Origin of the sequence: Pseudocitrobacter sp. 73 (assembly GCF_008369545.1) — a bacterium.
In the GTDB taxonomy this organism is placed as follows: Bacteria; Pseudomonadota; Gammaproteobacteria; order Enterobacterales; family Enterobacteriaceae; genus Pseudocitrobacter; species Pseudocitrobacter vendiensis.
This window is the reverse complement of sequence record NZ_VTZO01000052.1, coordinates 1-859: the sequence shown is the minus strand read 5'-3', so window position 1 is coordinate 859 and position 859 is coordinate 1. Positions and strand designations below refer to the sequence as shown.

At 51.9% G+C, this 859-nt stretch carries 1 protein-coding gene and 1 pseudogene; both read left to right on the top strand.

The window, feature by feature from the left end:
- Positions 1 to 163 precede the first annotated feature (163 nt).
- Positions 164 to 439 carry an IS1-like element transposase gene (locus F0Q32_RS26640; RefSeq protein WP_000179213.1) on the top strand — a complete coding sequence of 92 codons (276 nt, stop codon included), beginning with the start codon at positions 164 to 166 and terminating at the stop codon, positions 437 to 439.
- Positions 358 to 859: pseudogene (locus F0Q32_RS26895) on the top strand (IS1 family transposase). The gene F0Q32_RS26640 and the pseudogene F0Q32_RS26895 overlap by 82 nt, the downstream one beginning before the upstream one ends.

The following is an 859-nucleotide window of genomic DNA, read 5'->3' as shown; positions in this document are numbered from 1 at the left end:
CTAATGTTTTTCCCGCCTTGCCAAAACCACTAATAACTGCCTGATATTTATTCATGATGATTTCCTGTCGACACGCGTTCATTTGACATCATGACTATAGACGCAAAAGGTGATGCTGCCAACTTACTGATTTAGTGTATGATGGTGTTTTTGAGGTGCTCCAGTGGCTTCTGTTTCTATCAGCTGTCCCTCCTGTTCAGCTACTGACGGGGTGGTGCGTAACGGCAAAAGCACCGCCGGACATCAGCGCTATCTCTGCTCTCACTGCCGTAAAACATGGCAACTGCAGTTCACTTACACCGCTTCTCAACCCGGTACGCACCAGAAAATCATTGATATGGCCATGAATGGCGTTGGATGCCGGGCAACCGCCCGCATTATGGGCGTTGGCCTCAACACGATTTTACGTCACTTAAAAAACTCAGGCCGCAGTCGGTAACCTCGCGCATACAGCCGGGCAGTGACGTCATCGTCTGCGCGGAAATGGACGAACAGTGGGGATACGTCGGGGCTAAATCGCGCCAGCGCTGGCTGTTTTACGCGTATGACAGGCTCCGGAAGACGGTTTGCGCACGTATTCGGTGAACGCACTATGGCGACGCTGGGGCGTCTTATGAGCCTGCTGTCACCCTTTGACGTGGTGATATGGATGACGGATGGCTGGCCGCTGTATGAATCCCGCCTGAAGGGAAAGCTGCACGTAATCAGCAAGCGATATACGCAGCGAATTGAGCGGCATAACCTGAATCTGAGGCAGCACCTGGCACGGCTGGGACGGAAGTCGCTGTCGCTCACAAAATCGGTGGAGCTGCATGACAAAGTCATCGGGCATTATCTGAACATAAAACACTATCAATAA